Raw genomic sequence first — 25,075 nt, 5'->3', positions numbered from 1 at the left:
GACCTCCTCAGCCTGCTTCGATGGTGCGGAGCAGCTGCCGCTGCCCCTCCTGCATGACCGCCGTCGCCTCACCGCGCACCCGGCCGAGCCACTCCCCGCTGTCGAGGTAGAGGTCGCCCTCGAAGCGAGCCGGGCCCGACGAACCACCCCTCGCCGCGAGGGAGGTGAGGGCGTTCGCCTGCTGCGTGGTGAACACTGGCTCGGGCCGGCCGGTGCCGTTGTAGGCGAGGTTGAGCCCAGGCTGCAGGTAGCCGCCGGAGTCGTAGGACCCCGGCTTGAAGCCGTACCAGTCGGTGAACAGGCGGTCCTTGTAGCCACGGGCGCGGGAGCCGACGACGACGCCGTCGCCGCCTCTCGACTCGACGTTGGTCTTGCCGATGGTGCCCGCGGTGTGGCCGACGCCCGCATTCGTGATGCCGATCTTGAATGGGGAGTTGCCGCCCTTCACCCAGCCGGGAGGGGCCGTCTTCCCGCGGAACGCCATCGTCGCCCAGCGGCGGTGAGGCTTCTGCCCGCGGATGACGGACTCGATCGCCGACATGAACCCGGAGCAGTCCCACGAGGGGTTGCCGTTGCCGCCCCACTGGTAGGGCTTGCCGTGCTGGGTTTTCGCCCAGCGCAGCGCCGCCTGGATGCGGGGGCCGCCGATGCCGCTGCCGCCCCGCTTGTCGGCCTCCTTGCTGTACCCGAACAGGGCGTTGATCACCTTGTCGGGGATGTGGCGGATCAGCCGGCCGAAACCGGTGTCCATGCCGGGGAACTTCTTCAACAGCGGGTCGACGACCTTGTTGACGCCCGCCCGGGCAGACGCCTCGAGGGTGTCACCCAGCCAGGAAGCACCCTCCTTGATCTTGTTCCAGGCTGCGGACCCGGCGCCGACGGCCTTCGACCCGGCCTTCTTGATCCAGCCGAAGATGCCGCCGTCCGCGAACTTCTGTACCACCCCTCCGGTGGAGTACCGCAGGGAGGTGTCCGTCGGCGTGCGCGGGTTGCCGCCGAGGATCGGCGCCAGGGCAGCCTTCACACCCTGCGAGCCGCGCGACCTGGCGACCGAGTTGAGGGAGTGCACGAACCCGCTACCGACGGCCCGTGTGAACTCGGGCCGCATGATGGCCTCGCCGCCGGACAGTTCGAGCGCCCCGCCGGTCGGGGACATGAACTTGTGCACGTCACGGCCCGGCGTGTAGCCGGGCATGACGCCACCCGAGGCGAACTTGTAGTAGCTCAGTTTCGGCGCACCGAAGGCGCTCGCCACCCGGTTCCACACGCCGCGGATGCCGTTGTTGTACACGACGTCCACCACGTACTGGACGGGCTTGCGGGCGGCGCTACGGACGGCGCTGAACGCGCGCCCGATACCATCGGCCGCCGAGTCGAATGCGCTGACCAGCCTGTTCTTCAGGGTCGTGCCCCAGCCCGGCACCGTCTTCGTGAAGAAGTCCCGGATCGGGTAGAGCACGTTCTTCTTCAGCCAGCCCCAGCCCTTGGACAGGCCGGCCATCATCGCGTCCCAGCGCTCACCGACCCGCTGGGCGAGGGCGCGCGCCCAGCCGGGGATCGTCTTGGTGAAGAAGTCCCTCACCGGGAACAAGACGTTCCTCTTGATCCACTCCCAGCCGGCCTTCAGCCCGGCCCGGACCTTGTCCCAGTTCTTGATGATCCAGACGACGGCGAGACCGATCGGGCCCGTCAGGGCGCCCAGGATCCACGGCCAGTTGCGCTTCACCCAGTCCAGCACCGACCGGAACACAGCCGGGATGGTCTTCGTGAAGAAGTCCGCGAACGGGCCGGCGAACCAGTCCTTCACCGCGAGCGCCGCCGTCTTGATGGCCTCCCACACGGTCTTGATCGCGTTGCGGAACCATTCGCACTTGTTCCACAGCAGGATGATGACCGCGACCACCGCGATGACGGCGATGACGATCCACCCGAGCGGGCTCATCGCCATGGCAGCACTGAACAGGCGCATAGCGATCGCCGCGCCCTTCATGGCCGCAGTCCACAGGATCACGCCGATGCGCCACACGGTGAACGCGACAGCGATGCCGTAGATCGTCTGCACCAGCCAAGGCGCCTTGTCGGCGAGCCAGCCGATGCCCTCGGCGACCTTCGTGACGATGCCGAGGACGATCGACGAGATCGGCGACATGGCCTGCGCGATCCGCAGCGCCGCGGTGGCGATCTCCTTCAGGGCCTCGCCCAGTCGCGGCGCCATGTCCGAGCTGTACGACAGGAAGTCCCGGAACTCCGGGGAGTCCTTCAAGCTGACACCCCAGTCGGCGAACCGACGGGTGAGGTTCTGCATGCGCGCGCTGATGGTGTCCATGTGCGGCAGGAAGGCGCCCACGACGCCCGTCATGCCCTTGAACACGTTGCCGAAGCTGACGCCGAGGCCCTCGATGGCGGGGCCCACGGACGTCTCCAGGTCAGCCTTGAACTCGCGCCACCACGGCTTCTTGAACCCGGCCGACGCCCGGTCCTGCAGGCCCTTGATGGCGTCCGCCGCCTCCAGAACGAAAGGCGTCAGCCCGGGCAGGCTGTTCTTCAGCCCGTTCAGCGCCCGCGTGAAGATCGGCATCACGGCGGGCTGCAAGGATCGGGACCACTCCCCGAACGCGTCCCGCAGACCCGTGTACGCGAGCATCGTCTGCCGGGCAGCCGGCGACAACTTCGCCAACTCCGCACGGTACTTCGCCTGCGCGATCGCCGCCTGGTCGACCGTCCCGGCACCCGCCTGCTGCGCCTGGGCGAGCTGCCGCTGCGCCGCCGCGGCCTGCTCCGCCGCCTGCACCTGCGCGTCCGCCACACCCTGCTGGGCATCCGCGATCCGCTGCTGCGCCTCGCTGATCCGCTGAGCGTTCTCGACCGCCGTGCGCGCCTGCTCCGCCTGGGCGTCCCGCAGCGCCTGCGTGCGGTCCGCGACCTGCTCCTGCGCCTCAGCCAAACGCTCCTGCGCCGACTTCACCGTGGTGGAGCCCTCGACGCCGGCCTTGTTCGCCGCCGCCGTCTCCTGCTTGAGGCGGGCCGTCTCCGTGCGCTGGTCCTTCAGCCGCTGCACCGCCTGGTCGTAGGCGAGCAGCGCACGCTGCTTGTCCAGCTCCGTCGCGTTGGCGTTCCGCAGGACCTTGTCCCGCTCCGCCGTCGCCTCCGTCAGCGACAACTCCGCGTCCCGCTGGTCCAGGACCGACCCCGCCAACTGCGAGTTCAGATCCTGCAACTCCCGCGCCGCAGTACGGCGGGCGGCCGTCAGATCCTCCTGCGCCTTGCGAGCGTCCCGCTGGGCGTCGCCGAGGGCTTCCTCGGCGTCCTCCACCGCGCGGGCCGCCTGAGCCGCACGCTGGGAAGCCTGCGCCGCCGCCTGCGCGGCAGCCCGGCGGGCGTCCGTGACAGCCTTCTGCGCCTGCGCGATCTGCCGGGCGCCGTTACGCTCCGCCGACGCCACCGCAGCCTGCGCGCTCGCCAGCTGGTTCGCGCGTGACGCCGCCTGAGCGGCAGCCTGACCACCGCGCATCGTCGCGTTCGTCGCGGCGTCCTGCGCCGCCTTCTGCGCCTGCAGCACACCACCGATCTGCTTGAACGCAGGCACCGCCACCAGGGCGATACCGCCAAGACCGACGCCCGCCGCCGTCGCCGCGGCGGCGACCGCGCCCAGGCCGGCCGCCACCACCGGCAGCACCGGCAGGATCGCCGGGCCGAAGGCCAGAGCCGCCGTCGCCAGCAAGTGCAGGTTCGCCGCCGCCGACCGGGTATCGACGTCGACGTTCGCCGTCTGCCCGTCCAGCCGGTTCACCGCAGCCTGAAACGCTGCCAGCTGCGCGGACGCGGACGTGACATCCATGCGGACGTCGACGTCCACGTCGGAGGCCGCGAGACGCTGAAGGCGGGCCTGCAACTGAGCGATACGCGCCTGCGCCTCACCCGCGTCGATGTCGACGCCCACCTCGACGTCCGCGAGAGTCCGAAGCTGCGCTCGGATCTGAGCGATCTCCCGCTGCGCCGGAGTCGAGTCCGCGTCCAGGCGGATCTCCGGCAGGTCCCGCAGCGCGGCCTGCACGCTCGCCTTCAGGCTGCGGCCATACGCCGAACCCGTCTGCTGGCCGCCCCGGACAGCGGCGGGCGTCGCGGTACGGGCGCCGTTCTGCACGCCCTGCCGGACCGCGTCCGCCACACCCCGGGAAATGTGCCGCCCGATGAGGCGGGCGACCTCGTTGCCCACCTCATCGGCGGCCGGGACGACCGCGGCCTGCATCCGCGCCCGGATACCCCGAGCGTTCGGGACGACATCGACCTCGACAGAGCCCACGCTGATCGCGGCCACGGCACCTCCTCCGTGGCGCTACTCGGCGCCCCCCTGAATGAGCTGGAACAACCGATCAGCGCTGTTGGTGTTGAGCTTCGGCTTCTTCTTGCGGGGCCCGACACCGGGCCGGCGCAGCGGCTCCGGCGGGTCCGGGCGTTGGCTCTTCTTCTCGATGTTCACCGACCACAGCGCCCACTCCAGATGCGCCACCCGGTCCGCGACGATCGCGACGAGCTGCTCCAGCTGGGACCAGCGACCCTTCTCCGGTTCGCCCTTCTCTGCCTGCTCGGCCAGGTCCGCCGGGTCGGCCGCGTTCCGCAGCGCGGTCCACGTCGCCGACTCCGGCGGCAGGCGCTGGATGAGCACCCGCAACCGGCGGGCCGTCATCTCTCCGCGGTGGTAGGCGTCGATCTGGTCCTCGGACCTCGGGTAGTAGAAGGCGAGGTCGCCCTCTACCGCCTCCGCATACGCCTCGACGACGGAGCGGGTCCACGCGATTTTCCCGGGCCCTCACCGGACCGGGAGGCGGCGGTCTCCACAAACTCCATGAACTCGGCGATCGTCGGGTCCGTCTCGAGGTAGTACTCGTAGTCCTCCGGGTGGAGAACCTTCTCGGCGAAGCCGTCGAGGATGCCCTGGTTCAGCATCCGCTGCCAGGATGACCGCCACGCTGTCGGCGGGATGATCTGCACCTCTTCACCGCACAGTTCGGCGGTGACGTAGTGCCCCTCGGCCTCGATCTCCTGAGCCTCGGCCGGGTCCATCTCGACGTCCTCGGTCTCTCGGTCGACGTCCGGTTCCACGTGCCGGGTGGTCGCGGGTCGGCTTGCGGCGCGCGAGGCGCTGCGGGGCTTCTTGCTGGTACCGGTCGTGCTGCGCGTACTGGCCACGGCGCGGGCCTCCTTCGTTCAGGGCGCGGGCAGGGGTAAAAGGTGGACGGGCCGGGCCCGCGCCAGGGTGGCGGCCCGTCCACCAGCTCAGGACCCGCTGTACTCAGGGGTCTCCGGGAGGCGGTCGAAGTGGTAGACCGTGTTGCCGGCGTTGTCCGGGTAGGCGGTGATCGTCCACTCGAACCCGGCGATTTCGTCCTGCTTGTGCGTGACGTCCGAGCGCTCGGTGATCTCGCCCTCCGGCACGTAGAAGCCGCGCTGGAAGTTGTCGCCGTCGAGGACGACGAACCAGAACGCGCGCCGGTCCGGCGTCGGGGACGCGGTCTCCGCGAACGTGGTCAGGCCGCCAGCCGGGGTGAGGTCCGCAGCATCGAGGCGATACTGCAGCGCCTGCACCGTGGTGCGGCCCGTCTCCCACACCGTCAGCCCGAACGTGCGCAGCGAGGACGTGATGGTGGTGCGGATCGGGGCGGTGTAGCCCCACGGGGTGAACGACTGGGTGTCCTCCTCGAAGCCCTGCACCAGGCCGTCGTCGGAGATGGCGCCCAGCGGCAGCCACGGGGCCGCCGGCTGGATCGCCGGGTCGGCGGGGGACGACGTGCCGAGTGGCGCTACCCACCCGCCTCCATTTGCCCCCACCTCAAGCAGGTCCGCTGCGCGGGTGATCGAAACCATGAAGGGTCTCCAGACATGCGAAGACCCCGCGTGCGGCGGGGTCAGGGATACAGGGTCCGGCGCGGGCCCAGCCGGTCAGGAGACCGGGTGACAGTAGATCTCGTAGGTCGCCCCCACACGGCGCAGGGCGGTGTTCTCGTAAGGCCTCACAGCAGGCCGGGAGATCGTGCCGGTCCGGCCGAACACCGCGGTGTCCGTGACGCTGCCGCGCAGCTGCGTGAGCACCCATCCGCGGATCAGGCCGGCCAGAGCGATCGCGTCGCCGCGGGTGGAGTGATAGACGTCGATGTCCACGAACGGGCGGTCCAGGCGGATCCCGTCGTCGTCACCGCCAGCCACCTGCACCTGCACCGTCGGCAACTCCGCCGCGAGGTTGTTGTCCAGCTCGTCGCGGACCACGACGTCGTCGCCGAGAAACGCCCGCAAGGCGACCATCACCTCGAGCTCGACGTCCACCGAGCCGACGGCGCCCATCAGTCGCCCCCGGCCGCGGCCGCGCGCAGCAGCACGTGATGCGCGGGAACGCGTTCGGTGCCGTACTCCACCCAGCGGGCGTAATAGGTGGGGTTGTGGACGTAGGCCACCGCACGGTCCCGGCGACGCCCGCCGCGCGTCGACGACGACACCTGCCACGCGCCCTTGTACTGGCCCGGGTGCGGGTCGCCACTGCCGCCGGTCGGCGACAGCGAGACCGCCGCCGACTTGATGTTCTCCGCGCGGCGCACCATGTCCGCGCGGATCATCTCCGACCGCAGCAGCTTGCCCACACCCTGCCGCTTCATCTTGAACCGTGCAGCCATCACACCTCCTAGCCGGTGACCCGGTCCGCCGCGAACTGCACCGCACCCCGCGTCCCGGTGAACGGGCTGCGGCCCCAGTCGCCCGGCTCGCCCGTGATCTCGCAGACCACGCCCCGGATCCGGGCCTTGTCCGTGGTGCGGATGACGGTGCCCGGCGGGGCGTACACCGTCCAGCCGACGATGACCGTGTCCCTCGCCTGCTGCTCCGACCCGCCGACCGCCGGCGACTCCTGCCGCGGCGTCACCACACACCCCGGCACGTCGAACGACTCGTCGAGGCCCGGAAGCGGCTGCCCGCGTGGATCCCGGCCCGGGGACGGGCCGGTGCGCAGGATCCGCACCGTCTCCCCGAACGGATACGGGCCGGGCATCAGGGATACCCCCATCCCGGCTCCGGCCAGCCGTCATCGACGAGCAGGTCGGCGTCGACCGGGTAGGTGGGCGACGGGTCCGCGTCCGCCGGCGTCGGATCCACCGTGAACGCCCCACCCCTGCCCGCGAGCGCCTTCAAAGCGCTCTTGTCGGCCTTCGTCAGATACAGGCCGCCCGAGCCCTGAGGGCGCTGCACCGACATCGGGCCGATCGTCTCGTAGGACACCTGCTGCGGATTGACGTAGGCCCGGCCAGCCACCGACAGGACCACCGCGGTTGCCCGGTCCGGGAGCGGCCGCACCACCGTCTCCGCGAGCGCCACCGCCTGCTGCAGCAGCAGATCCGCCCGAGCCCCGTTGATCTCCGGCAGGTCCAGGTACAGGCCCAGCTGCTCGGCCGTCGGAGTCACGAACGCCACGGGGACCTCCTCAGGCCAGGGCCTCCACGGCATCGCACCAGGCGGCCAGCTCAGCAGACGGATCCAGCTCGGCGCTGCGGGCCTTCGCCCGCTTCGACGCCAGCCGGTACTCGGCAGGCGTCAGAAGCTTCCGCAGGACCGCCTCGTAGCCGTCGACGTCGCTGCGGTCGACGAACACCCCGGCCTCGCCCAGCGACTCGCACAGCCCCGGCGTGGGGTGCGCGACCACCGGGATACCGGAGGCGAGCGCCTCCACGCCGGCCCGGCCCCACGACTCATACGAGGACGGCATCAGCAGCACCCGCGTGCGGGCGTACACCCGCTCACGCATGTCCGCCCCGTCCACATGGTCGAGGACCTCCACGTTCGGCAGGTCCGGGAGGACCTGCTCCCCGTAGGCGCCGCGCACCGCGAGGAACTGCAGGTCCGGCATGCGGCGGGCGAGGGCCTCGAGGACCTTCCCGCCCTTCTCGACGTTGCAGTTGACCAGGGTGATGGCCTTGCCGGGCTTCGTCGCATACTCGTCGGCGAACACCGGCGGGCGGACGATGATGCTGCCGCCGGGCCGGACCGACTTCGGATACTCGGCGAAGAACAGCTCAGCCTCCGCCTGCATCCACCGCGAGTTGTAGACGGCCAGGGCGGTGTTGCCCGCCGCCATGTCCCGGAACGTGGGCCGGTGCGTGTTGTGGCAGAGCACCACCACCGGCTTGCCGTAGCCGCGGGCCAGAGCCGACGTCGACGGCACGCACTCCAGGTGCGAGATGAGGACGTCCGCCTGCCGCACAGCCGTGGGGAAGTCCAGCCGTGCCTCCAGCGGCACCACGCGGATGCCCCGGTAGTCGTAGACCTCGTGGGCCTTGCCGTACCGAGACAGCCACACCTGCACGTCGTGCCCGCGCTCCACCAGCGGCCGCAGCATCGACACCAGCATGTGCTCGGCGCCCGCGTTGTGCTGCGGCGGCATCAGATGAACGCGGGCCACGATCCGGAGCGCGGTCCCGCCCGGCGCGGAAGCCGGGACCGCACCCATCAGGTCCCCGACGGAGTGCCGGTGAACTTGACGAACGCCTCCGTGTCGCCGACGACGAAGCCGTAGTAGGCCTCGGCGAGCAGCAGCACGAGGTTGTTCTGGAACGCCGACACCGGGTCGCCGTTCTCGTCGATGTACGTGGCCTCGCGGGAGACCCGCACGGTGATGTCCATGCCGACGCCGTAGGCCGTCTGCGACCAGTCGCCGCCGATCGCCCGCAGACCGGAGTCCGCCGACGTGGACTGGCGGCGCAGCTTGCCCGACACGCTGCGGGAGTAGGCGACCGGCTCGCCGATCAGCGTTCCCGCCAGGGCCGCGCCGGTTCCCGGCTGCGTGGTGTCCACCAGGATCGGGCGGCCGGTCGTGTCCGTCGCACCCAGGAGGCGGGCCTTCAGGCGGTGGTCGGCGACCGTGCCGGTGTAGTCCCAGTCGTCGTCGACGACGTCGCCCATGCCCTTGACGAAGTCGCCCCAGATGCCGCCGTTCGCCTGCGTGGTGGTGCCCAGGCTGACCGCCTTCGAGGTGTCGGCGAGGAAGTCGCCGAACGGACCGTTGGCGCCCGACATGGTCTTGCCGTGGATCGCCGCCATGTCGAAGGCGCGGGCGAACGCCGTCGGCAGGTCGTTCTGCAGCTGCGACCACAGGCCGGCCGCGTTGGAGTTCGCGACCTCCATGCTGACCGGGATCAGCACGGCGACCTTCTTGCCGGACATCTCCTTGATGCCGACGCCGCCCGAGGAGACCGGCTTACGGCCGCCCTCGGACACCCAGTCCGCGGTCGGCACGTCCAGCGGCACCGGCACCGCCGTGTTCGCGGTCATCGCCAGCGGCACACGCCGCGACAGGCTCATGACCGCCGACTGCTCGACCGACTTCTCGAAGATCGGCCCGATGATCGTCTTGGGGAGGAAAGTCGGATTGATGTCCGACAGGGTCGTGGCCATGAGGGGCCTGCCTTTCTCAGCTGGTCTTGCCGAGGAGGTTGCCGAGCCAGCCGGCGAACTCTTCCTCGGGCCTTGTAGGGGTGCGGCTGCCGTTGCCCGAAGAACCCTGCGAGCGGTCCGGCCGCGGCGGACGCGGCGAAACGTCGCCGCTCGACCTCGCGAGGTGCGGCTTACGCTTCAGCAGGTCCGCAAGGTCCTGCTGGATCGCCGCCGCGTCGATCTCCCCGCTGTCGTCGATGTAGGAGTCGAGAGTGAGGAAGGCGTGCGCGTCCTCCGGGTCGGCGAACTCGGCCGCCGCCAGGGCCCGCACCTCCGCGCGCACAGCACGCTGCTGCACGGTGCGGATGCGTTCCTGGGCCTGCGTGAGCTGCTCGGTGAGTCGCTCCTGCTCCGACTTCTGTGCGTCCTCGAGCTCCCGCGCCTTCTGGGCGAGGGGTTCCAGTTCCTTCAGGCGCTCCCGGAGGTTCTTCGCCTCCGAGTTGGCCTTACGGATCTTCTCCTCGGCGCGCTCCCGGTCGAACGGCTCCTCCTTGGACGTAGCCGCCTCCGGGGCAGCTTCGGTCTCGGACGGGGCCGACTCGACCTGCTCGGTCGTCTCCTCGTTTTCGGGCATGGTGGATTCGCCCTCCAGGGGCTGAGAAAGGCCGCCTCCGGGGCAGCCGTAAGGGTTGGTCAGTTCAAGCCCGGCAGCGGGTTGCTGTCGTGCTCGGCGAGCGCCCGTCTGAACAGGCGCAGCTGATCGCCGGAGTGCCCCTCCGCGAACTCGCGGTAGAGGCGCTCCCACTCACGGGCATGCGGAGACAGTTCGAACCGCTGCCCCCTGAACACCGGGATCACGCCGCAGTGACAGCCGTCGTGCGCCCGGAAATCTGCCGTGTCCTCGCCGTAGACGGCCCCACGGGAGGCGAGCAGCTTGCAGAAGCTGCACGCGCCCCGGGCCGCCGACCGCGCCCACGCCGTGGCCTGCCGGTCCTGCCGCACCGCCGCCTGGACAGTGCCGCGGCCCGTATCCGCCACCAACTTCTGCGCGACCTGCTCCGCCTTCTTCTCCGCCTGGTCCAGGCGGACGTCCAGCGGCTCCAGCTGGGCCGGGGTCGCCACCTCGGGCTCGCGCGGCCACAGGTCCTTCGTCGCCCACCGCAGGGACGCCGTTGTCTGCTCCTCCGGAGGAGGATCCGCCAACGGCACCGCGAACGGGCCCGGCACGCCGGCCGCCTCCCGCTGCGCGTCGTAGAACTCCGCAGCCAGAGCAGCCGACGTCCTCGAATACTGGGCCACCACCAGGTTCATGCCGGCCAGCCAGTCCGGCACCGACTCCCGCAGCCGCGTCGGCAGAATCAGCCGCCGCAAGCCGCGTACATCCCGCACCAGCAGCCGCGTCAAGCCGATCTGCGCGGCACGGAAGCGAGCGGCATCGTCACTGCTGTCCGAGACCGTCGTCGCCACCGGCCACCACCTCCGAAGCCGGAGGCAGCTCGCTGCCCTCGCTCAGCGCGGCGAGCCGCTCCATGAGCCGGCCGCCCGCCGCCGCGCCCGCGCTGCGGCGCCGCTCGGCGTGCACCCGGCGCCGCTGGTCTTCCGTCAGCCCCGCCATCTCCAGCGCCACGTCGGAGTCCGCGGGAATGAGGCCCTGCTGGACCAGCTTGACCGTGGCGTCCGTCTGGGCCGCCAGGGTCGGCGTCGCCGGGTTCCGCCACACGCATTCGATGCGACGCTCCTTCGGCGGCGGCTCTCCGTTCCGGAACCACAACGCCAACCTCATGGCATCCCGGTGCGTCGCCGAGAACCTCCTGATGCGGCGCTCGGCCTTCTTCACCTGCCGGTTGTCCGCGTACCGGATGGCGTCCGCCGAGGCCGGGTTGTCGCTGCTGTAGCCCAACACGTGCGGCGCCACCGACAGCTGCGACGCCATGATCCGCGCGTACAGGTCGATGATCTTTGTCTGGCCGGACGGGTCATGAGCCGTGAACGCACCGACCTGCGGCACGTTGCCGTCCTCGTCCCGCTCCAGCGCCAGCACACGGCCGATGTACGTCTCCCACGCGGACTTGGCGTTGCCCTCCGCGTCCTGGAACGACGTCTCCGAGGCGCCGAGGATGTACCGCTGCGGCGCGCCGAAGAACTCCGCGGCCACTTCGATGCCCATCAACCTGCGGCACGCCGCATCCGTGATCGACATGACCTCCGGCGTGATCTCCGACTTGCCGATCCGGTCCGCCGTGCGCTGCCGGTTCGCCATCCGCAGCACCGGCACCATGCCCAGCCGGTGAATGTCCCGGTCGTAGATCTCCCACCCGCCATCCACCTGCGCCGCGTACACCGTCTGATCCGGCAGGTACAGGGTCACAACGTCCACGCCGTCCTCGACCGCCGTGCGCAGGGCCGCCGTCGCCATCCGAAGACGCGCATCCCAGAACATGGTCATGTCCAGAGGCGACTCGAAGGTGATGAGCGGCGGATCCCCCTCCTCGCCCGAGCCGACCGCCACGTACTCACGGCCGTACACCAGCGCGTCCAGGTGCGCGAGCGACGCCTCGTCGTACAGGTCGTTCGACTCGGCGATCTCCTCTAGCTCCGACGAATCTGAGCCATCCGCCCAGCGGAACGCCTCCAAGTCCAGACGCTCCTCGAGCGACTCGACACCCGTGCGAGGCCAGCCGATCACCGTGTGCAGAGTCCGCAGCTGCGGCGGGATCGAAATACCCAAGTCCCGCAGAACCTGCTCGCCGTTGAAGTAGCTGTCCAGCAACTCCAGCTTGAACCGCTGGTTAACCAGGTCCGACTTCAACGCCGTCAGCAGCCGACTCTCGTCGTCCGACAGCGTGAGCAGAGGCAGCTCAGGGATCGTCGCAGTCATCGCAGGACCACCACCCTCCCCTTGCCGGGCCGGCCACGCTTCGACCACGCCGTCGAGTTCAGCATCATCCGGCGCAGCATCCGCGCCCCGATCGCACACACCGCCAGGTCGATCTTCCGGGCGGACTCGCGGTGCTCCTTGCCGATCGTGTAACCCCACTGGTTCGTGCGCCGGCGGGCGTTCGCCACGTGCTGCCGCAGCACCCGGTGCCCGTCATGCGTCAGCTGCCGCTCCAGCACATCCCGGTAAAAGCGGTCCGTGGCCTCCGTGAACGTCTGCTGGCGGCGGCGGTCGCGCATGTCCCACAGCACCGCGTGCCGGTTCGCGCCACCCGTCACCGCCTTCAGCTTCAGCTTCCGCCCGTACCGTTGCGCCCACGCGTCGATGAAGCCGTCCCAGTACCGCTCGCCGTCCGCATCGTCGTGCCCGGCGCCCGGGTCCGCGAAGAACGCGATCGGCCGGTAGTCCGCGAACACCTGGTCCACGGTGCCGTCGACCTCCTCACGCGGAACCCGCCACGGCACATCCGAAGGCCAGTTCGCCGGCCGCTGCCACACACCCACCGCGGTCACGAACCCGTCCGACATGCGGCACGCCGCCAACCCCGTCGCGTCATCACTCTTGGAGCCGTCGAAGAACAGCACGATCTCGTCACCTGGCTGCAGCCCGGCACCCTCCCGGCGGCAGGCGTCCCACTCATACGGGGCGAGGAACGCGTCCTCCGCGGCCGTGATCTGGTTGAACCAGAATCGGCGCGAGCGGGAGGGCGGGTTACGGACGTCGAGGATCGACGCCGTGATCCGCTCCACGTCCAGCCACACGGAATCCCCGCGGACCGCCAGTAGCGTCGGCCGAATCCACTCCTCCGTCAGCTTCGCCTCGGCCGGAGCCTCCAGCGAGTCGTAGAACAGCCCGGTGTCCGCCGAACGCCCGGCCTGCGCCAACTCGAAAGCCTCCCGGGTGCGCTCCGCCACCGAGTCCTCACCCGGCTCGTAGGCGTTCGTGATCGCCATCGTCCTGGACTGGCCATCCGCCGACTTCGTGGCGTTACGCTCGATCACCGCGGCCATTTCGTGGCCCTGATTCGACTCCACCCAGTGATGGGTCTCGTTCAGATAGGTAGCCGTCGGACGCCCACCTTCAAGAGCCCGCGGCGAGGACGTGACCGCCTCAATCCGCGCCCGCCCCTTGTCCGCGTAGATGATCTCCTTGCCGAGATCGATGCGGTACTCCTCAATCGCCCGCTTCGTAAAGATCGACGGAAACAGGGTCATGGTGTTCCGCGTCTGGTCCTGCGACACCGCCGCCATCTGCACCCACGCCGCCGGATGCTGCACACCCAGCGGCTGCCCCGCCGGGATACGCCACTCGTTGTCCTCGTCTGCGATCCCGCCGAAACGGCACGGTCCAACGAATTCGAAGGCGCCCCACGTAGCAATCAGCGGGTCCTTGCCGTGACCCTTCAGCCTTTGAATGACGCCGTCTCGCCACAGGAACCGGTGCGTCACCGGGTCCATCGCGTACCACCACAGCGTCAGGCGGGCCTGCTCATTCGTGTACTGCCACTCTTCGCCGACGTAGTGCTGTAGGTACATCTTCGTCCAGGCCAGGGCCTGCCAGCCCAGCGTGAACTCCGGCAGCACGAAGAGGCCGTCCGGGCCGCGCTTCCAGGTTGGCCCGAGCGTGAAGGGTTCGACGACGTCGGGGACCTGCTCGTCAGCCCCCTGCGATGTCACGGTAGGAGTCCAGCGGACTTACCGATGCGAGCTTCATCCCAGCGGGCTTCTTCCGCTCCAGCTCGATCCGCGCCCGCCGTCGGTCGCCCTCCGTCGTCAGCAGCGACGTCATCACGCTGTTCAGCGCCGCCACGTACTGGCCGTTCGGCGGCCGGTCCGACGACAGGCCGCGAGACATCAGCTCCGCCGCATACCGGGCCACCGCCCAGTCCGACGGCTGATAGAACGCCGCCTGCCCCGACTCGCGCAGGGACAGGTACCAGTCGGTGGCGATCTCGTGCCAGTTCGGATCCGGCTCCGGCAGGTCCGGCAGCTCGGCGGGCGGCGCCGACGGAGCCTGCACCAGCTCGGGGCCGTCGTCCTTGTTGCGGCGCCGGCGCTCCTCGGTCCTCTTGGGGATCGGTCCGGTTACGCCCATGTAGACCTCCAGGGTCGGGTCGCGCCACCAGGGCGCGGGGCGGGATGTAGACGCGTGCGGCCGGCCGCCTCCAGGGCTGCCGGTCACACTGCGTGAAGGCGGGCCCCGGCCTTGGGAACCCGTACAGACAGTCAGGTGCTATACGGCCCCGATCCGGGAGATCCGGGGGGAGGGGGGTAGCCCCCCACCCTGGTCGGCCGGCGGTGACCGTTCAGTGATCGTCTTCGGTGGCTTCGCGGCCGTCCAGGCTGTGGTGGACCATCAGCCAGACGATCGTCCCGCCGTCGCCGGTGATCGGCTTGAGTGTCGGTCCGCAGATGCAGTCGTCATCGGCCTCGTGCTCCACCGCGTCGCCCAGCGGCACGACGTGCAGCACCCTGACCACTCTCCCCCGCAGCGCGTGCCCAGCAGCCGGCCTGCGTGGCTACCGCCTGCGCCTGCCGACGTTGGCTCGTGATCCCGTGTACACGCCTGTTGCCCTGCGGTGCAGGAGCTGGCAGTAGCCCTTGGCCCTGGACCCCATGTACTTGTGCAGCTGGCGGGTGCATCGCGTCCAGTCGCCGGCCGTCCCCCAGCGGATCTTGGCGGCGCCGGGGCCGCTGGTCCAGTACCTGCGCAGGGTCTCGGCGTTGCCCCTGCTGGCTCGTCCTCGGCTTGCCACAGTGGATCACTCCTTCCGTGGCGCGGGCTCCTCTTCGTCTACCCGCTGGATGGACGCTCCTTGCCCGCTGGAAATGGCGAGGCACACACCCTGCTCGTCGGCGAGGATGGCCCACCCTGCTTCGAACCTGAGGGTGAGGGCGGGGTCTTCGATGACGAGGTTGTCGAGCTTCTGATCCCGGGGGTGGGTGATGAGGTAGGCCGCCATCTTCACCTCAGCCCGGGGTGTTGTTCGGGCGGCCTCTTGCGTCCGGGCCGGGGGTTGGCGCGCTGGGCGGCGTTCCCTTCACGGCTGGACTTCTGCAGGTGGCAGGGTTCGCACACGCCTTGAAGCTGCTTGTGGTCGTCGGTCTTGGCCTGGATGTGGTCGCAGTGTGTGGAGGGCCGCACGCCGCAGAGGACGCAGGTCGGGAACTTGGCGAGCGTCTCGGCTCGGATGCGGTCCCACCCTCGGGGCAGGCGCTGCTTCCGGTCGGAGCCATCCCAGCCGCCGCTCATGCGCGCCGACTCCACCACCAGCAGCCAAGCGTCCCGCCGCGCATGGACTCGACCCGGCCGCTGAGTCCGGCGAGCACGGCGTCCATGTCATCGGCGTCCCACTGGTGGAGGTGCGCTTCGTGCGGGTTGCCGTCGACTTCGCCCTGCTCGGACTCGACGATCGGCAGGGAGACGAGGATGTTCCAGCAGCCGGCCTGCTCGGCACGCTGCAGGAGGGCGACGGCGTCTTCGCGGGGCATGTGCTCCAGGACGTCGCCGAAGATGACGAGGTCCCGGTGGAAGAGGTGGTCGGGGGCTTCACGCGCGTCGAGGTTGTGGACCTCGTCGTACATGTCCTTGCGCTTGGCCGTGTTCTTGAGCCCGTACTTGCGGATGTACGGCTTGTGGATCTCGATGGCCGTCCACCACACGCCATGATGTGCGGGCCGGAACAGCTTGGCGTAGGTGCCTTCGCCGGGGCCGACATCGCACACGGTGTCCGGCTTGTGCTGCTCGAACAGCCGAAGGGACCAGTCCTTGCCCTCGGCGTCGCTGGTAGGCATGACGGTCTCCTAGTAGACGGTGATCGTTCCGGCCCGGTAGACGGGCGCTTCGACGCCTGCAGCCCAGGACAGCCACACCCGGTATTCGCCGGGCTCCAGGGTGACGACGCCACCGGACGGGCCGACGAGGATCCGCGCGTGCGGGGCGCTCCACTCCCCCGTCAGCCAGTCCTCCGTGGCCGGGTTGCCGGTGGTCGACGTGGGCTGGAACGCGAACTTCGGCGGGGACGCGGCGGTGATGAGGCTGCCGCCGACCTTGGCGGTGGCGGTGACCTTCACGTACTCGGTGCTGCTGGCGGCTATCTCCACGGCGCGCTCACCACCCAGCCTGAGGTCGGCCTGCTGACCGCGAAGTCGATGTCGCCGGTGTCGCTGCCCGCAGCGTCGGCGCCGAGGTCGCTGTCGCCTTGGAGTTGGGCGCTGCCGTTGGCGGTGAGCCGTGCCGCGGTGTCGAGGCTGCTGTCCGCGGTGAGGGCGGCATCCGAGATGACGGCGACCTTGCTGGTGGCGGTGAGGCTGCTGTCGGCGGTGAGGGCGGCTGCTCCGGCGACGACGCCGCCGTCAGCCAGCGTGTTGACGTTGTCGTATTCGGCGTAGTCGGTGACGCCGGCGTCGCGGTAGGCGTACAGGTCGAGCGCGCACTGGTCGACGGCGGCGGTGACCCAGGCGGGGGTGGCGAGGGTGCGCCGGTTGGTCCACGTGGACCCGTTGGCGCTGGTGTCCCAGTAGACGTTGGTGCCGTCCTCGCGGAGCCGCAGCCACAGATGGTCGGTGGCCGAGTAGGTGAGCTCGATCGCGTTGGGGTCGTAGTAGTCGACGTTGGCCTGGAGGCGCAGCTTGCCGGTGACGGCGTTGTATTTGAAGCCGATCGACGTGCCTTCGACCGGGCTGGTGACGAGGAAGTTCGCGGATACGTCGGTGCCGGTGGAGGCGGCGGGCCGGGTGACGAGCTTGAGGTAGATCGATGCTCCGGCGAGGGTCCAGGCGCGGCCGGTCTGGTAGCCGGCGTACTGTCCGGCGACGAGCGGCACGCGGGCCCGGCCGCCGGTTTCTACCGCGCCGCCGTAGGAGTCGCCCCAGTTGGGGCCGATCACGTTGTCGTTGAAGTTGTCGACGAGGGTGGTCAGGAGAGGCATCGGCTGCCTCCGATCACGACAGGGAGAACGTGAGGGACCCGGCGGGGATGCGGAGTTCGTCGCCGGCGAGGACGGTTCGGGAGGCGGCGAGCGGCCCGTGCCAGAGGCGTACCGGCGTTCCGGCGGAGTCCCAGACTTCGACGCCGACGACGGTTGCGGCGGGCATGCCGGTCCAGACGAGGTCGGCGCTGTTGCTGGTGGCGCCGTTGACGGCGGCGGCGGTGGTGAGGTTCTTCCGCGTGTAGGACCCGCCGGTGACTTCGGTGCCGGCGGCGGTGTCGCTGCCGTTGGCGGTGACGAGGGCGACGCGCAGGGGTGTGGTGGGCGCGGTGGTGGAGTTGCCCATCAGCCAGTCGAGCGCCCTGTTTTCCGCTGTGTTGCTGAGGTTGTCTGCCATGGGTGCGGCCCTCCTTGTGTTGGGGCGCCGCACGGCGCTGGGGTGTGGGGTGGACGGTTCCGCCGCCGGCGGCGGGGGGCGCACCGGCGGCGGAACTCGGGGCGGCGACCGGGTCCGCCCCGGTCTTAGGCGGCGCGGGCTCCGGCGGGCAGCGGGGGCGGCTTGCCGGGTTCGAGGAGTTCGCGCGTGTACTCGTCTCGGCGCGCTTTGGGTAGGTCGAACACGAGGTAGCTGGCGGTCTTGCCGCGGCCGGTCTTGCTGATGCGGCCTTCGGAGGCCCAGCGCCAGATGGTGCCGACGGGGACGCCCGCGTAGTAGGCGGCATCTGCGGCGGAGACGTAGCCGGGAGGCATCCGTTCACCTCCCCGGAAATGGCGCGAGCCCCACCAGACTGGTGGGGCTCAAAGCGCACGAAGGCTATCTGAGCAGATGATCGCTTCGGTGTGACTGCTCTGTCAAGTGCCGTCTGATGCCCGCGTGTCTGCCGGGAACCAGTTGTCGCCGTCGGGAACGATGGATGCGGTCCAGTTCGGCTCTCCAAGCTGTTCGCGGAGTTCCTTGATGTGTTGCTGGAGGTCGGCGCCGGGGCGGAAGTATTCACCACCTGCCCGCAGTCCGGCGAATCTCCGATGCATCTGCGCTTCGCGCTCGGCGCCACCCGGCTCGATGGCCAGCACCTCGTTAGGCCGGATGGAGGCAAATCGGGTTGCGAGGTTGGTCGTCATGCCGATCTTTATCAGACGGCCGCAGCGAAGGTAGTAGACCCAGCAGTCCCGCTCCCGCGCTTCGGCGAGTCGGCGCTCTCTTTCTTCTTCCGCTATTCGCTCCCTCTCTTCGGAGTTGCTGATGTGCCAGCGCGTCAGCTTGGTGGCTATTTCCACCGCCCGATCGTCGATCTCAATACCGGCGAGCTCGAACCTGTGGAGCGTGATCAGGATGTCCGTGCGGTTCGGGTCGTCGGGGTCGACCTTGTCGGCATGCGGTATTCGCCGGCCGACGTTCGACGAGTTCTTCGTCCCGTAGGCGTCCCTCATACTGACGCGCGGTCTACGAGGTTGCACCATGCCGTGAGTCTCCTAGTTGTCGTCGGTGCGTGTGCAGACGGCGCATTTCACGCGGACGCTGCCCTTCTTCCCGCTGCCGGTGTGGACGCGGGTGCGGATCGTGAGCCAGCCGCGGCGGCAGCCCTTCACCGGGCAGCCGCGGACGGCCCGCGGGCCGGGGAGGCCTGCGCCGCCGGTCTGCATCTGCCAGACCGCGCCGAGCGCGCGCGCCTTGACGCCGGCGGTCGCTTCCCGCCCCGACGCCTTCACTGCGGCGGTCGCCTTGCGGACGGGCGCCTTGACCTTCGCCTTCGCGGACCGCTTCTTCCCGCGCCACCAGCGCTTCACCTCGGGCGCGGCAACCTCGTGCCAGGCTTCGACGGCGACCTTCGCCTGGTGGAAGTCGAGCGTCGGCACCAGCTCCCCCGCGAAGACGATGCCGCGCCATTCGGCGGTGAACGTGTCGCGGGCGAGGACGTCCTGGCGCTTCTCGCACCATCCGGCGAGGACGGCGTCGACCAGACCGTTGGTGACGTCGGCACTCTCGCGGCCGGCGCCGCAGGACAGGCAGCAGATCCACGTCCCGCCGGTCTCGAACGGCCCGCGCTTGTGGACCTCGAGGGAGAAGGTGTTGCCGCAGGCGGCGCAGGCCAGCGGCTGCCCGTTGACCTCGGCGACGCCCAGCAGCTTCAGGTCGGCGGTCGTGTTCACCGCGTCCCCCGGATCTGGTTGCGGTTGCGGGCGAACAGGCCCTTCGCGGTGCTGCTCACCTCGGTCTTCGACGTGACGGTGACCGCGCCCTGGTAGATGTTCGTGGTGCTGGCACGGCCCACCCGTGCGATGGCGGCACCGATGGCGAGGACCAGGGCGGCGAGGCCGACGAACGGGGAGAGGGCGGCGAGGACTCCGGTCAGGGTGATCGCGGCGAGGCCCTTGGCGGCCAGCCAGACCGCGCAGCCGATCCCGACGGCGCCGGCGCCGATGCCGATGGAGGCGACGGCGACGCCGGTGGCCCAGGCGGGGACGCGGCGGGAGTCGGGCTGCGGGACGGGCGGGGTGTCTCCGATCTTGGGGACGGGGGTGTCGTCGCGGTAGGCGGTGGGGGTCGCCATGGCGTCGTTGACGGCGTCGATGAGGTGCTGCGCCTGCTCACGGGTGGCATCCATGATCATTCCTTAATGTTCCGGTTTGGGGTGGTGCAGGGACTCGGACAAGGCCCGGACAGGCGGGCGGTTTTCGCTGGTCAGAGGCCAGGCGGGGCCTGGACGGGGGCGGTGTCGACTCGGCCTGTGCAGGTCCGGGTCGGCAGTTCCGCATCCAGGTCGGAGGCCGCCCCGTCCGGGGGCATTCCGGGGCATACGGGGCGGCCGTCCGGGTTGGGTCCGGGTCTCAGACCCGCTCGAGGAGCCGCTGCGCGGTGTCGAACACCAGCGCGCGGGGATAGCCGGACACCCGGCTCCCGTCCCACATCCGCTTCGCCTTGTCGGCGTCGGAGCGGACCACCAGAGCGGCCAGCCGCTCGGGGGTGACGTCCACGCCTGCGGCGCGCAGCGCATCCAGCAGGACGGCACCGGGCAGCCAGTCGACGTCCTCACCGCGCGCGCCGAACGTGTCGACGAGGACGGCGAGGATCTCCCCGTCCGCACCGCCGTCGCGGAGCCGGTCGGCGAGCGACGGGCCGGAGCCGGGCAGGGTGCCGGCCCCCTCGCGCAGCTTGTACGCGCGCTCGAGGATCACCTCGACCTCGTCGTCTTCGTAGTAGTAGCTGCGGACCAGCTCGGGCTCGGCGCCTTCGCCGTCCATGTAGATGCCGACGCCGCGCTGGGACTTGAGGATGTCCTGCGCGTTGTGGCCGGCGGACGCGTACCCCTGGCCGAGGATCGTGTCGGATGCCTGCGGGGTGAGGCATCGCATCGCCCACCGGATGGACAGGATGTCGCGGATGCCGGTCGGCACCGAGTCCGAGTCGGGCTTCTGCGTGGCGGCGAGGGTGATGATGCCGAGTGCGCGGCCCTGCTGCACGATCAGCCGGAGCAGCCGCTCGCACTCCTCGCGGGTCTTGCGGTCGGCGGCGGCCCCGTAGGACGACCACTCGTCGACCAGCAGCACGGCCAAGCAGACGCGCGGATCCCGGGCGGCCATGGCGGCGGTGAGCTTGCGGGAACCGTACTCCTTGGCGAGGGCCCGCCGTTCGGGGATCTCCTCCTCCCAGATGTGGGTGAGGATCTCGAGCAGCTTCTCGGGGTTGCCGTCGGTGTCGTACATGGCGGCGATCGGCTCGAACGGGGTGATGTCCGCGCCGGCCTTGCCGTCGGCGAGGTACAGGCGGACCGTCGGGTCGAGCGCTGCGGCGAGCAGCAGGTCGTTGGCCGCGGCGGACTTGCCGGAGCCGGGCTCGCCGCCGAAGAGGCCGGACCGCTCCACCCAGGACGTCCACACGCTCTCGCTGCGCAGGTTCACGCCCATCGGGATTGCCTCCCACAGGTTGGCGCGGTCCATCGCGAGGAGCGGGCCTTGGATGGGGGCGCCGGTGAACGGCAGTTGCAGCGACACCCGAAGGTGGACCCGCCCTTCACGGTCACCGCGTGCCTGGTGGAGCTGCTGCACGGCGACGCCGAGCGCTCCGGCCAGGGCCTCGGTGGCGTTGAGCGCCTTCCGTGCGGGGGTGCCGCCGGGCAGGTCGAAGGCGGCCTCCCATGCCTGGGCGTCGGCGGTGAGCATGCACGGCATGACCATGGTGAGGGCCTGGTCGGCGCCGATGACCTTGGCTGCCTGGTAGGCCTGGGTGAGCATGGGCTCGTCGAGGCGGTCGCCGTCGCCGATGCTGCGCCGGCCGAGGTCCCAGGTCTCCTCGGCCTGCGGCTTGCGGCCGATCCACGCGGCGACGGACAGGGTGGCGGCTATGCCGCCGGCCAGGCCCAGCCCGCCGAACTCGATCAGGGCGGCGGTGTCGACCAGCAGCGGCGTGCCGTAGGCGAGGGATCCGCGCAGCAGCCGGCCGCGGCGGACGGTCTGCCGGGCCTGCTTGTGCAGCTGGATCGCGGCGAGCGCTTGCGTCTGCGCACGGTCGGCGACCATGCGGGCCTTGTCCCGCTGGCCGGGCATCAGCGTGTACCGGGCGCGGCGGGCGGCGGCGCGGGCCTCGCGGGTGGCGAGGTGCGCCTGGTGGGCGGCCGCCTGGACGTGGACGCCGTGGAAGCCGACGACCCATTCGTGGGTGCGGCGGGTGCCGCGGGCGATCTGGGCGGCGTGGCCGCGGGGGGTGCGCTGGCGGGCCAGCCACCGCCGCCCGGCACGGCGCGCGCGGCGCGCGGCGCGGCGGGCGACGGCCTTGCGGGCGTCCGCGTCGCGGGCCCACTCCGGGACGAGGGGAAGGTCGCCGACCGGGTCGGCGGGCTCTGCCTCCAGGTCGGCAACGAGCCTCTTCCACTCGGGGTCGTCGGGGTTGCTGCTCGGGGTCGTCTCGATGCTCACGGGGTGTCCTTCGCGGTCTGGTCGGTGGTGCGCTCGAGGCGCGCCTGGGCGCGGGCGATGGGGTGCGGGGGCGGGCTGTCGCCGGGGCGGCGGCGGGGCGGGGTGCCGCCGTTGTTGCGGCGCCCATCGGGCGTCTCCGGGTCCTTCTTCTGGCGGGCGGGTCGCTGGGAATTGACCAGCGACAACGGCCCCTCTATGGGCAGCTCGGTGGCCGTCTTCATGCGGGCCTGCGCGGCGCGGGTCTCGGCCTCGGTCTCGACGGTGATGCCGACGGTCTTGGAGCCGGTCTTGCGGTACCAGGCGTCGGCCCAGATCTGCTCGGTGACGTACTGGGAGCCGCGGGCGGAGCGCATCGAGTCGGCGAGCGCCCACACCTCCGGGTGGTGCTGCTTGCGGTCGTTGTCCTTGCGCCGCTGCTCCTCTTCGGCGCGCGCTTCGGCGGCTGCCTTCTCGGCGGCGACCCGGGCTTCGGCGGCCTGCTTCTCGGCGCGCGCCTTCTCCCGCGCGGCCTCCTGCTCGCGGCGGGCCCGCTCGGTGGCGCGCCGCTCCCGGAACGAGGGGATGCCGTCGACCTTCTGCGCGATGCCGTGCTCGTAGGCCATGAGGACGATCGGACCGCCCAACGAGGCGATGGCGCCGATGAGGCCGGCGTTCAGCCCGATCGCCGGGTCGGTGAGCCCGTGCCACAGGTTGATCCCGGCGGCGATGAGTGCGCCGGCCATGATGCCGATCCGGTACGGGAGGACGTCCCGCCGGTGGGCGACGGCCCAGGCGGCACCGCAGGCGAGAACGAGGGCGAGCCCTTCGAGGAGGGCGGGGGCGGCGACGAGGAACGGCCGCTGCGGGTCCCAGAACGCGAGGAACTGCACCGGCGCGGCGATGATCAGCCCGACGAGGTAGATTCCGCGGGCGCCCCACTTCCACAGGTTCTCGCTGCGCTTCTGCTCGGCGGCCCGCTCGGCCTCGGCGGCCTCCTGCTCGGCCTGCGCCTGGTCGGCCTTCTCCTCCTCGGCCTTGGCCTTGGCGGTCTCGGCGGCCTTCTTCGCCAGGTGCGCCTGGTGGTCGGCGCGCTCCTTCTCCAGCCGCATGGCGGCGCGCTCGTTGGCGATGCGCTCCTTCTCGGCCTTCTCGGTGGCAAGGATCTTCTCGGCCTCGGCCTTCGCTTCGGCTTCGATGCGGAGCGCTTCGGCTTCGGCGGCGGCCTTGGTCCGGATCGCCTCCGCCTTGGCCAGCGCGACAGCGTCGAAGCCCGGTGCCGGCGCGTGGCCGTTGACCTTCTTCTCGATCGACGTGGCGGTCACGGTGGATCAGTCCTTCCGGGGTCAGGCGGTCTTGGCGGGGGTGGGCTTGCGCTTCAGCCAGGCGATGACGCCGAGGGCGACCCACACGACGCCCGGGACGGCGGCGATGAGCGTGGCGCCGCCGGACAGGGCCAGCGCGACGGGGGCGAGGGCCGGCGGCCACAGGCCGACGAGCAGCAGGTACAGGGCGGCCAGCGCCCACAAGACAATGCGGATCATGACGACCTCTCCAGGGGTCGGGCGGGATTCGGTGGTCGGGAGTGGCGCCCCGGCCTGCCTTCGCGGCGTAGGCCCTGGATCGACCAGACCGGGGCTGGGAGGTCAGTGCTTCTTGCACTTGCCGCGGGAGCAGCGGGTGCAGCCGGTGTCGATCTGGCGGCGGACGGGGGCGATCACCGCGTTGGCCACGGCGTCACCGGCCTTGCCGTAGCGGCTGTGGAGGCCAGCAGCGGCGTTGTCGAGCTTCTGGGCGGCCTTGCGTCCGAACATGAGGAGTCCTCTCGGTTGGTGATCAGGTGGGGTGGTGCGTGCCCCGGGCCGGATTCGATCCGGCAGCGTCACGCCGGTCCGGGGCTGGGGGTCAGCGGCCGGCGAGGCGGTCGCGGAAGCCGCGCAGGGTCTGCGGGTGGGCGTTCAGGTCGGTCAGCAGCTGCTCGTGCTCGGCGACCTTGCCCTCCTCGATCGCGCGGTCGGCGCGGTCGGCGCCGCTCTGGTAGGCGGCCTTCTCGTTGCTCTGGCGGGTGAACAAGCCCATGACGGGCTCCTCTCGGGTTGGGTGATCAGCTGTCGTTCTGGACGCGGGAGGCGAGTCGGGCGCTGACCAGGCGGTTGAGGACGGCGAACGCTCCGAGTGCTGCCGCCTCGGCGACGATCAGCGGAACGGGCTCCACCAGGCCCATCGAGCTGGCGGCGGAGAGGCTGACGAAGCCGACGGCCAGCGACGGCACGACCACGGCCAGCCAGGCGAGGAGCCGCATCAGTCCTCCGCGTCGTCGATGAAGCGGAACGCGGCGAACGCGTGGGCCTTCGGGTCGCTGGTGGCCTTGACGATGCGGTCGGCCTCGTCGAGGTCACCGCGGTTCACGGCCTCACCGGCACGGCGGGCGACGTCCCAGTCGACGGTGGTGGTCGGGGCGGACGGCTTACGGCTGAACAGGCCCATAACGGGCTCCTCTCGGTTGGTGATCGGTGGGTTGTGTGGATGGGTGCCGCCGCGCGGGAGGGGGTGGGCCCGCGCGGCGGCGGTCTGGGGGTCAGGCGGCGGCCGGGTAGCGGTCGAAGCCGGTGAGCTCGTCGACCAGGTCGGGGTCGAGGGCGGCGGCGTAGTCGAGGACCGCGGCCATGCGGGCCTGGTCGCCGGACTGGCGGGCCTCGGCGTACTCGGCGAACACCTCGGAGATCGACAGGGTCAGCGCCTCGGCGACGGTGATCGCGGAGCGGAACCGGGCGCCCAGGTCGGTGGTGCCGTGGTCGGCGGAGAACAGGAACGGAGACATAGCGGTGCCTTTCAGGGGTGCGGTGGGTGGGGTTGGTGGCCGCGGGTGGCGGGCCGGAGGGGAGTCAAAAACGTCCGCCACCCGC

34 protein-coding genes are annotated in these 25,075 nt (G+C 70.7%); all 34 read right to left on the bottom strand.

All coding sequences use genetic code 11. The features are described 5' to 3' along the window. Positions 1-7: 7 nt before the first annotated feature. Positions 8-4,318, bottom strand: coding sequence for a hypothetical protein (locus ACIF8S_RS29535; RefSeq protein WP_400003181.1), 4,311 nt, complete (start codon positions 4,316-4,318; stop codon positions 8-10). Between the two features lie 18 nt (positions 4,319-4,336). Next, positions 4,337-4,687 (bottom strand): hypothetical protein, encoded by a 351-nt coding sequence (locus ACIF8S_RS29530; protein WP_400003179.1) that lies wholly within the window; start codon positions 4,685-4,687, stop codon positions 4,337-4,339. A 65-nt stretch (positions 4,688-4,752) separates the two neighbouring features. Continuing rightward, the gene (locus ACIF8S_RS29525) at positions 4,753-5,190 is read right to left on the bottom strand and encodes a hypothetical protein (RefSeq protein WP_400003177.1); all 438 of its coding nucleotides are present in this window, start codon (positions 5,188-5,190) and stop codon (positions 4,753-4,755) included. A gap of 87 nt (positions 5,191-5,277) precedes the next feature. Next, positions 5,278-5,865 carry a phage tail protein gene (locus tag ACIF8S_RS29520; protein ID WP_359519019.1) on the bottom strand — a complete coding sequence of 196 codons (588 nt, stop codon included), beginning with the start codon at positions 5,863-5,865 and terminating at the stop codon, positions 5,278-5,280. A 75-nt stretch (positions 5,866-5,940) separates the two neighbouring features. Further along, the gene (locus tag ACIF8S_RS29515; RefSeq protein ID WP_400003175.1) at positions 5,941-6,339 is read right to left on the bottom strand and encodes a hypothetical protein; all 399 of its coding nucleotides are present in this window, start codon (positions 6,337-6,339) and stop codon (positions 5,941-5,943) included. Then, positions 6,339-6,665: an HK97 gp10 family phage protein gene (locus ACIF8S_RS29510; RefSeq protein WP_400003173.1), complete on the bottom strand. Its 327-nt coding sequence runs from the start codon at positions 6,663-6,665 to the stop codon at positions 6,339-6,341. Before ACIF8S_RS29510 ends, ACIF8S_RS29515 begins: the two co-directional genes overlap by 1 nt. Positions 6,666-6,673: 8 nt before the next feature. Further along, positions 6,674-7,051 (bottom strand): hypothetical protein, encoded by a 378-nt coding sequence (locus ACIF8S_RS29505; protein WP_400003171.1) that lies wholly within the window; start codon positions 7,049-7,051, stop codon positions 6,674-6,676. Beyond that, a complete protein-coding gene (locus ACIF8S_RS29500; RefSeq protein WP_400003169.1) occupies positions 7,036-7,455 on the bottom strand; it encodes a hypothetical protein in 420 nt (139 codons plus the stop codon). Before ACIF8S_RS29500 ends, ACIF8S_RS29505 begins: the two co-directional genes overlap by 16 nt. A gap of 10 nt (positions 7,456-7,465) precedes the next feature. Continuing rightward, positions 7,466-8,440, bottom strand: a complete 975-nt coding sequence (locus ACIF8S_RS29495) for a glycosyltransferase family 4 protein (protein ID WP_400003167.1) — start codon at positions 8,438-8,440, stop codon at positions 7,466-7,468. A gap of 47 nt (positions 8,441-8,487) precedes the next feature. Continuing rightward, a complete protein-coding gene (locus tag ACIF8S_RS29490) occupies positions 8,488-9,432 on the bottom strand; it encodes a phage major capsid protein (RefSeq protein WP_400003165.1) in 945 nt (314 codons plus the stop codon). A 16-nt stretch (positions 9,433-9,448) separates the two neighbouring features. Next, a complete protein-coding gene (locus ACIF8S_RS29485; protein WP_400003164.1) occupies positions 9,449-10,045 on the bottom strand; it encodes a hypothetical protein in 597 nt (198 codons plus the stop codon). A gap of 59 nt (positions 10,046-10,104) precedes the next feature. Then, entirely contained in the window at positions 10,105-10,878 is a 774-nt protein-coding gene (locus tag ACIF8S_RS29480) for a hypothetical protein (RefSeq protein WP_400003162.1), read from the bottom strand. After that, positions 10,850-12,337, bottom strand: a complete 1,488-nt coding sequence (locus tag ACIF8S_RS29475; protein WP_400003160.1) for a phage portal protein — start codon at positions 12,335-12,337, stop codon at positions 10,850-10,852. The genes ACIF8S_RS29480 and ACIF8S_RS29475 overlap by 29 nt, the downstream gene beginning before the upstream one ends. After that, a complete protein-coding gene (locus tag ACIF8S_RS29470; protein ID WP_400003158.1) occupies positions 12,286-14,025 on the bottom strand; it encodes a terminase in 1,740 nt (579 codons plus the stop codon). Before ACIF8S_RS29470 ends, ACIF8S_RS29475 begins: the two co-directional genes overlap by 52 nt. Continuing rightward, positions 14,006-14,443 carry a hypothetical protein gene (locus ACIF8S_RS29465; protein WP_400003157.1) on the bottom strand — a complete coding sequence of 146 codons (438 nt, stop codon included), beginning with the start codon at positions 14,441-14,443 and terminating at the stop codon, positions 14,006-14,008. The genes ACIF8S_RS29470 and ACIF8S_RS29465 overlap by 20 nt, the downstream gene beginning before the upstream one ends. 211 nt (positions 14,444-14,654) lie before the next feature. Next, positions 14,655-14,819: a hypothetical protein gene (locus ACIF8S_RS29460; RefSeq protein ID WP_400003155.1), complete on the bottom strand. Its 165-nt coding sequence runs from the start codon at positions 14,817-14,819 to the stop codon at positions 14,655-14,657. 48 nt (positions 14,820-14,867) lie between these two features. Continuing rightward, the gene (locus tag ACIF8S_RS29455; protein WP_400003154.1) at positions 14,868-15,104 is read right to left on the bottom strand and encodes a hypothetical protein; all 237 of its coding nucleotides are present in this window, start codon (positions 15,102-15,104) and stop codon (positions 14,868-14,870) included. A 6-nt stretch (positions 15,105-15,110) separates the two neighbouring features. Beyond that, positions 15,111-15,311, bottom strand: coding sequence for a hypothetical protein (locus ACIF8S_RS29450; protein ID WP_400003152.1), 201 nt, complete (start codon positions 15,309-15,311; stop codon positions 15,111-15,113). A 286-nt stretch (positions 15,312-15,597) separates the two neighbouring features. Beyond that, the gene (locus ACIF8S_RS29445) at positions 15,598-16,143 is read right to left on the bottom strand and encodes a class I SAM-dependent methyltransferase (protein ID WP_400003151.1); all 546 of its coding nucleotides are present in this window, start codon (positions 16,141-16,143) and stop codon (positions 15,598-15,600) included. A gap of 9 nt (positions 16,144-16,152) precedes the next feature. Then, the gene (locus tag ACIF8S_RS29440; RefSeq protein ID WP_400003149.1) at positions 16,153-16,452 is read right to left on the bottom strand and encodes a hypothetical protein; all 300 of its coding nucleotides are present in this window, start codon (positions 16,450-16,452) and stop codon (positions 16,153-16,155) included. Then, positions 16,443-17,279 carry a hypothetical protein gene (locus ACIF8S_RS29435; RefSeq protein ID WP_400003147.1) on the bottom strand — a complete coding sequence of 279 codons (837 nt, stop codon included), beginning with the start codon at positions 17,277-17,279 and terminating at the stop codon, positions 16,443-16,445. The genes ACIF8S_RS29440 and ACIF8S_RS29435 overlap by 10 nt, the downstream gene beginning before the upstream one ends. Before the next feature lie 13 nt (positions 17,280-17,292). After that, the gene (locus tag ACIF8S_RS29430; protein ID WP_400003145.1) at positions 17,293-17,676 is read right to left on the bottom strand and encodes a hypothetical protein; all 384 of its coding nucleotides are present in this window, start codon (positions 17,674-17,676) and stop codon (positions 17,293-17,295) included. A 125-nt stretch (positions 17,677-17,801) separates the two neighbouring features. Further along, complete coding sequence (locus ACIF8S_RS29425) at positions 17,802-18,029, bottom strand: DNA-binding protein (RefSeq protein ID WP_400003143.1); 228 nt, start codon at positions 18,027-18,029, stop codon at positions 17,802-17,804. Positions 18,030-18,131: 102 nt separating this feature from the next. Then, complete coding sequence (locus ACIF8S_RS29420; RefSeq protein ID WP_400003141.1) at positions 18,132-18,710, bottom strand: GIY-YIG nuclease family protein; 579 nt, start codon at positions 18,708-18,710, stop codon at positions 18,132-18,134. Between the two features lie 42 nt (positions 18,711-18,752). Beyond that, positions 18,753-19,430 carry a hypothetical protein gene (locus tag ACIF8S_RS29415; RefSeq protein WP_400003139.1) on the bottom strand — a complete coding sequence of 226 codons (678 nt, stop codon included), beginning with the start codon at positions 19,428-19,430 and terminating at the stop codon, positions 18,753-18,755. Continuing rightward, positions 19,427-19,885, bottom strand: a complete 459-nt coding sequence (locus ACIF8S_RS29410) for a hypothetical protein (RefSeq protein WP_400003137.1) — start codon at positions 19,883-19,885, stop codon at positions 19,427-19,429. Before ACIF8S_RS29410 ends, ACIF8S_RS29415 begins: the two co-directional genes overlap by 4 nt. Positions 19,886-20,108: 223 nt before the next feature. Continuing rightward, the gene (locus ACIF8S_RS29405; protein WP_400003136.1) at positions 20,109-22,193 is read right to left on the bottom strand and encodes an FtsK/SpoIIIE domain-containing protein; all 2,085 of its coding nucleotides are present in this window, start codon (positions 22,191-22,193) and stop codon (positions 20,109-20,111) included. After that, positions 22,190-23,494, bottom strand: coding sequence for a hypothetical protein (locus ACIF8S_RS29400; RefSeq protein WP_400003134.1), 1,305 nt, complete (start codon positions 23,492-23,494; stop codon positions 22,190-22,192). The genes ACIF8S_RS29405 and ACIF8S_RS29400 overlap by 4 nt, the downstream gene beginning before the upstream one ends. A gap of 21 nt (positions 23,495-23,515) precedes the next feature. Then, a complete protein-coding gene (locus ACIF8S_RS29395) occupies positions 23,516-23,713 on the bottom strand; it encodes a hypothetical protein (RefSeq protein ID WP_400003132.1) in 198 nt (65 codons plus the stop codon). A 102-nt stretch (positions 23,714-23,815) separates the two neighbouring features. After that, entirely contained in the window at positions 23,816-23,983 is a 168-nt protein-coding gene (locus ACIF8S_RS29390) for a hypothetical protein (RefSeq protein ID WP_400003130.1), read from the bottom strand. Between the two features lie 91 nt (positions 23,984-24,074). Next, entirely contained in the window at positions 24,075-24,248 is a 174-nt protein-coding gene (locus tag ACIF8S_RS29385; RefSeq protein WP_400003128.1) for a hypothetical protein, read from the bottom strand. Positions 24,249-24,273: 25 nt separating this feature from the next. Beyond that, a complete protein-coding gene (locus ACIF8S_RS29380; RefSeq protein WP_400003127.1) occupies positions 24,274-24,471 on the bottom strand; it encodes a hypothetical protein in 198 nt (65 codons plus the stop codon). Further along, complete coding sequence (locus tag ACIF8S_RS29375) at positions 24,471-24,656, bottom strand: hypothetical protein (protein WP_400003125.1); 186 nt, start codon at positions 24,654-24,656, stop codon at positions 24,471-24,473. The genes ACIF8S_RS29380 and ACIF8S_RS29375 overlap by 1 nt, the downstream gene beginning before the upstream one ends. Positions 24,657-24,747: 91 nt before the next feature. Next, positions 24,748-24,990, bottom strand: coding sequence for a hypothetical protein (locus ACIF8S_RS29370; RefSeq protein ID WP_400003123.1), 243 nt, complete (start codon positions 24,988-24,990; stop codon positions 24,748-24,750). Between the last annotated feature and the right edge of the window lie 85 nt (positions 24,991-25,075).

The sequence above is a fragment of the Streptomyces sp. NPDC085937 genome, assembly GCF_044540535.1.
In the GTDB taxonomy this organism is placed as follows: Bacteria; Actinomycetota; Actinomycetes; order Streptomycetales; family Streptomycetaceae; genus Streptomyces.
The sequence above is the reverse complement of the archived record's forward strand: the minus strand, read 5'-3'. Positions and strand labels throughout refer to the sequence as shown.